The following is a 3,883-nucleotide window of genomic DNA, read 5'->3' as shown; positions in this document are numbered from 1 at the left end:
GCAGGGCATGGATTGGGAAAACGTGAAGTTCTTCCTGGCGGTCGCCAGGGAGGGCACGCTGGCCGGGGCGGGCCGGGCGCTGGCGGTGAAGCACTCGACCGTGCTTCGCCGCATCGCCGCGTTGGAGGACGGCATCGGCATCCGCCTGTTCGAGCGGCACCCGACCGGCTACGTGCTGACCGCCGCCGGCCGCGAGATGCTGGACGGCGCCAAACGCATCGAGGAGGAGATGGCCGGCGTGGAGCGCCGCCTGTCGGGCCGCGACCGGCGGCTGAACGGGCATGTGCGCCTCGCCACGCTGCCGGTGCTGGCGCCCTGGGTGTGCGGGGCGCTGGCCGGATTCCGCGCGCTGCACCCAGGCATCACCGTGGAGGTGGACGTCTCGGCCGAGGTGCTCAGCCTGCCCCGGCACGAGGCGGACGTGGCGCTGCGCGTCACCGCCAAGCCGCCGGACAGCCTCGTGGGCCGGCGCATCGCCACGCTGGCGCACGGCGTCTACGCCGCGTTGTCCCATCCGGCGGCGTCGGCCGCGGCACCCGACCTCATTGCGCAGGACTGGGTGAGCCACGGCGACAGCCGCGCTGACACGCCGCAGGCGCAGTGGGTGCGCGCCAACGTGCCGGAGGAACGCATCGTGCTGCGCAGCAATTCCACCGGCCTGCTGGTCAGCGCGGTGCGCGCCGGCATCGGGCTGGGCGTGCTGCCGTGCTACCTGGGCGACGGCGATCCGGCGTTGCGCCGGCTTCGGCTGATCCGCGGGCTGGGCTACGAGATGTGGCTGCTCACCCACCGCGACCTGCGGCAGACGCCCCGCGTGCGGGCGCTGATGGACTTCATGGCGAAGAAACTGGCGCAGCACCGCGCCCTGATCGAAGGCCGGGTGGCCGACGCGCCGGAGTGATACGCCCTGTGCGGCTACGCACAGCCGGCGTGCCGGGTTGGTGTCTCGGCCGCCGCGCGGCGGCGGGGCAGGATGGGGGCGTTCCGTCGACCATCCCGTACGAGCCTCCATGTCCATCGCCCTTTCCCAGTTGCGGCGCACCCCGCTGCTCGCGGCGTCCGCGCTGGCCGCCGCCGGCCTGTTCAATCGCCCTCCGTCCGCCGCTGGAGATGCCGGCGGACGATGCGCGCGTCCTCGCCCTGGCGCTGGCGGCCATCGCCGGCTGGGCCACCGGCGTGCTGCCGGGGCACGTGGTGGCGCTGGGCTTCTTCGCGCTGGCGACGCTGACCGGCGCGGCGCCGGCCGCGGTGGTGTTCTCCGGCTTCCAGTCCTCGGCCTACTGGCTGATCTTCGGCGGCCTCGTGCTGGGCGTGGCGGTGCGGCGCAGCGGCCTGGGGCCGGTGCTGGCGGGGCGGCTGACGGCGCTGTTCGGCGCCACCTACGCCGGCACCATCGCCGGTATGGTGGGGCTGGGCGTGGCGCTCAGCTTCGTCATGCCGTCGGCGCTGGGGCGCACCACCTTCCTGATGCCGATCGCCGCCGCCGTGGCCGACCGGTTGGGCTTCGCCGAGCGCAGCGCCGGGCGCACCGGCATCGTGCTGGCCGCCGCCTTCGGCACCCAGGCGCCGAGCTTCGCCATCCTGCCGGCCAACGTGCCGAACGCCGTGCTGGCGGCCAGCGCCGAGGCGCTGCTGGGCCAGGGCTTCAGCTATGGCGCCTACCTGCTGCTGCACTTCCCGGTCCTGGGGCTGCTGAAGGCGGCGGCGATCGTCCTCATCCTCGCCCGGCTGTTCCGCGACGCGGTTCCGGCCACCGTCGCGGCACCCGCCGCCGGCCCGCTGACGCCGGAGCAGCGGCGCGTCGCGCTGGTGCTGGCGGTGGCGCTGGCGCTGTGGGCGAGCGATTCCCTGCACCACCTGCCGCCGGCCTGGGTCGGGCTGGCGGCCGCCGCCGCCTGCTTCCTGCCGCCCTGGCGTCTGGTGCCGCCGGCCGCCATCGACGGCGAGATGAGCCACGGCGCGCTGCTGCACGTCGCCGGCCTGATCGGGCTGGGCGCGGTGGTCGCCGCGTCGGGGCTGGGCGCCCGGCTGGCGGGCGGCGCGCTCGCCCTGCTGCCGCTCGACCCGGTCGCACCGCTCGCCAACGTGGCGATCCTGGCGGGGCTGACCATGGCGGTGGCGCTGCTGACCACGCTGCCCGGCGCGCCGGCCGTGCTGACGCCCCTGTCCCCCGACCTCGCCGCGGCGAGCGGACTGCCGGTGGAGGCGGTGCTGATGGCGCAGGTCCTGGGCTTCTCGACCGTGCTGCTGCCCTATCAGGCGCCGCCGCTTGTCATCGCGCTGCACATGGCGAAGCCGCCGGCCGGCGCGCTCCTGCGCTTCTGGGCGGCGCTGACGGGCACCACGCTGCTCGTCCTGCTGCCGCTGGACCTCCTCTGGTGGCGCCTGCTGGGCGTTGCCTGAGCCTTTCCCCTCCCAACCGCAAGAAGGAGTTTGCGTATGAGCAAGAACTGGCCCGAGCGTCTGGCCGAACTGAAGGGCGCCGTCGCCACGCTGCGCGCCGGCCATCCCGAGGTGATGAAGACCTTCGGCGCGCTGTCCGCCGCGGCGATCGAGTCCGGCGCGCTCGACAGCCGCACCAAGGAACTGATCGCCCTGGCGGTCGCCGTGGCGGCCCGCTGCGAGGGCTGCATCGCCACGCACGCCGAGGCGGCGCTGCGCCACGGCGCCTCGCGCGCGGCGGTGCTGGAGGCGATGGGCGTTGCCGTGTGGATGGCGGCCGGGCCCGGCGTGATGTACGCCGCACAGGCGTTGCAGGCCTACGACCAGTTCGCCGGGGAAGGCACCGCCGCCTGACCTGCAGGCCGCGAAGGCGGCGTGCGAGGAGGTTGCGGAACAGGGCTGCCCGGCGTCCATCTTGCCGCGGGCGCGGATTGCGGATTCGCAAGGTGGGTGGCGGTGGGCAGACCTGGCCTTGTCCCCGCGGGCGCGCCGCACCCGGCGGCTCGCCGGAGCACGACTGCGGCGTCGAATTCGTGGCGTGCGATCAGGTGACAGTCCGGTTCGCGACGCCCGAAGGCCGCACCGTCCGGTTCTGTCCGGCATCATCCAAGCCCGAACGCCCATACCTGAAAACGACAAGGCCCGAAAACGACTAAGGCCCGCACGAGGCGGGCCTTAAGTCATCGAAGTCGCTGGCGTCCCCACGGGGATTCGAACCCCGGTTGCCGCCGTGAGAGGGCGGTGTCCTAGGCCTCTAGACGATGGGGACGTCGTAGCGGCGTGGGCGGTTATGTAGCCGACCGCCCGGCGCCGATCAAGCGCTTTTTTTGGAAAAATGACGCGCCGCGGAAAGAAACTCCTCCACGGCCGCAGCGGGCGTGTCGAACGCCGTGATCAGGCGCACCAGCCCGCCCTCCCAGCGGTAGAAACGGAAGCCGGCCGCCTCCAGCCCGGCGATCACCGGTTCCGGCAGGCGCGCGAACACCTCGTTGGCCTCCACCGGATACGCCAGCTCCGCCCCCGGCAGCGCCCCGAGTCCGGCCGCCAGGCGGTCGGCCATGGCGTTGGCGTGCGCCGCGAGGCGCAGCCACAGGCCGCCCGCCAGCCACGCGTCCAGCTGCGCCGACAGAAACCGCCCCTTCGACACCAGATGCCCGCCGCGCTTGCGCAGGTAGCCGAAATCCTCGGCCAGCGCCGGGTTGAAGAACACCACCGCCTCGGCCGCCAGGCAGCCGCCCTTGGTGCCGCCCAGCGACAGCACGTCCACATCGGCCCGCCATGTCAGCTCGGCCGGGGTGCAGCCCAGGCGCGCCAGCGCGTTGGCGAAGCGCGCACCGTCCATGTGCACGGCCATGCCGTGGCGGTGCGCCACGTCGGCCAGCGCCTCCACCTCCCCGGGGCGGTAGACGGTGCCGGCCTCGGTCGCCTGAGACAGGCTGAG

At 73.8% G+C, this 3,883-nt stretch carries 4 protein-coding genes and 1 tRNA gene; 3 read left to right on the top strand and 2 right to left on the bottom strand.

What is annotated here, in order from left to right; genetic code table 11:
• The 3 genes from VED21_RS32085 to VED21_RS32075 all read left to right on the top strand — a co-directional run.
• Positions 1–901, top strand: a 901-nt coding sequence (locus VED21_RS32085) for a LysR family transcriptional regulator (protein WP_324889814.1), incomplete at its 5' end; no start/stop codon positions are given.
• A 209-nt stretch (positions 902–1,110) separates the two neighbouring features.
• Positions 1,111–2,403: an SLC13 family permease gene (locus VED21_RS32080; protein ID WP_324889812.1), complete on the top strand. Its 1,293-nt coding sequence runs from the start codon at positions 1,111–1,113 to the stop codon at positions 2,401–2,403.
• A 36-nt stretch (positions 2,404–2,439) separates the two neighbouring features.
• A complete protein-coding gene (locus VED21_RS32075; protein WP_324889810.1) occupies positions 2,440–2,796 on the top strand; it encodes a carboxymuconolactone decarboxylase family protein in 357 nt (118 codons plus the stop codon).
• 339 nt (positions 2,797–3,135) lie between these two features.
• Here VED21_RS32075 and VED21_RS32070 read toward each other — a convergent pair.
• Together VED21_RS32070 and VED21_RS32065 are read right to left on the bottom strand one after the other, a co-directional pair.
• Positions 3,136–3,211: transfer RNA gene (locus VED21_RS32070), tRNA-Glu, on the bottom strand.
• 45 nt (positions 3,212–3,256) lie between these two features.
• Positions 3,257–3,883 (bottom strand): threonine aldolase family protein (locus tag VED21_RS32065; protein ID WP_324889808.1); only part of this gene is annotated, 627 nt, incomplete at its 5' end.

It is taken from the genome of Azospirillum sp. (assembly GCF_035627195.1).
Taxonomy (GTDB): Bacteria; Pseudomonadota; Alphaproteobacteria; order Azospirillales; family Azospirillaceae; genus Azospirillum.
The sequence above is the reverse complement of the archived record's forward strand: the minus strand, read 5'-3'. Positions and strand labels throughout refer to the sequence as shown.

Coding starts and splice junctions, on each gene's coding strand:
- VED21_RS32080 (WP_324889812.1), top strand. CDS start 1,111: ATGCCGGCGGACGATGCGCGCGTCCTCGCCCTGGCGCTGGCGGCCATC.
- VED21_RS32075 (WP_324889810.1), top strand. CDS start 2,440: ATGAGCAAGAACTGGCCCGAGCGTCTGGCCGAACTGAAGGGCGCCGTC.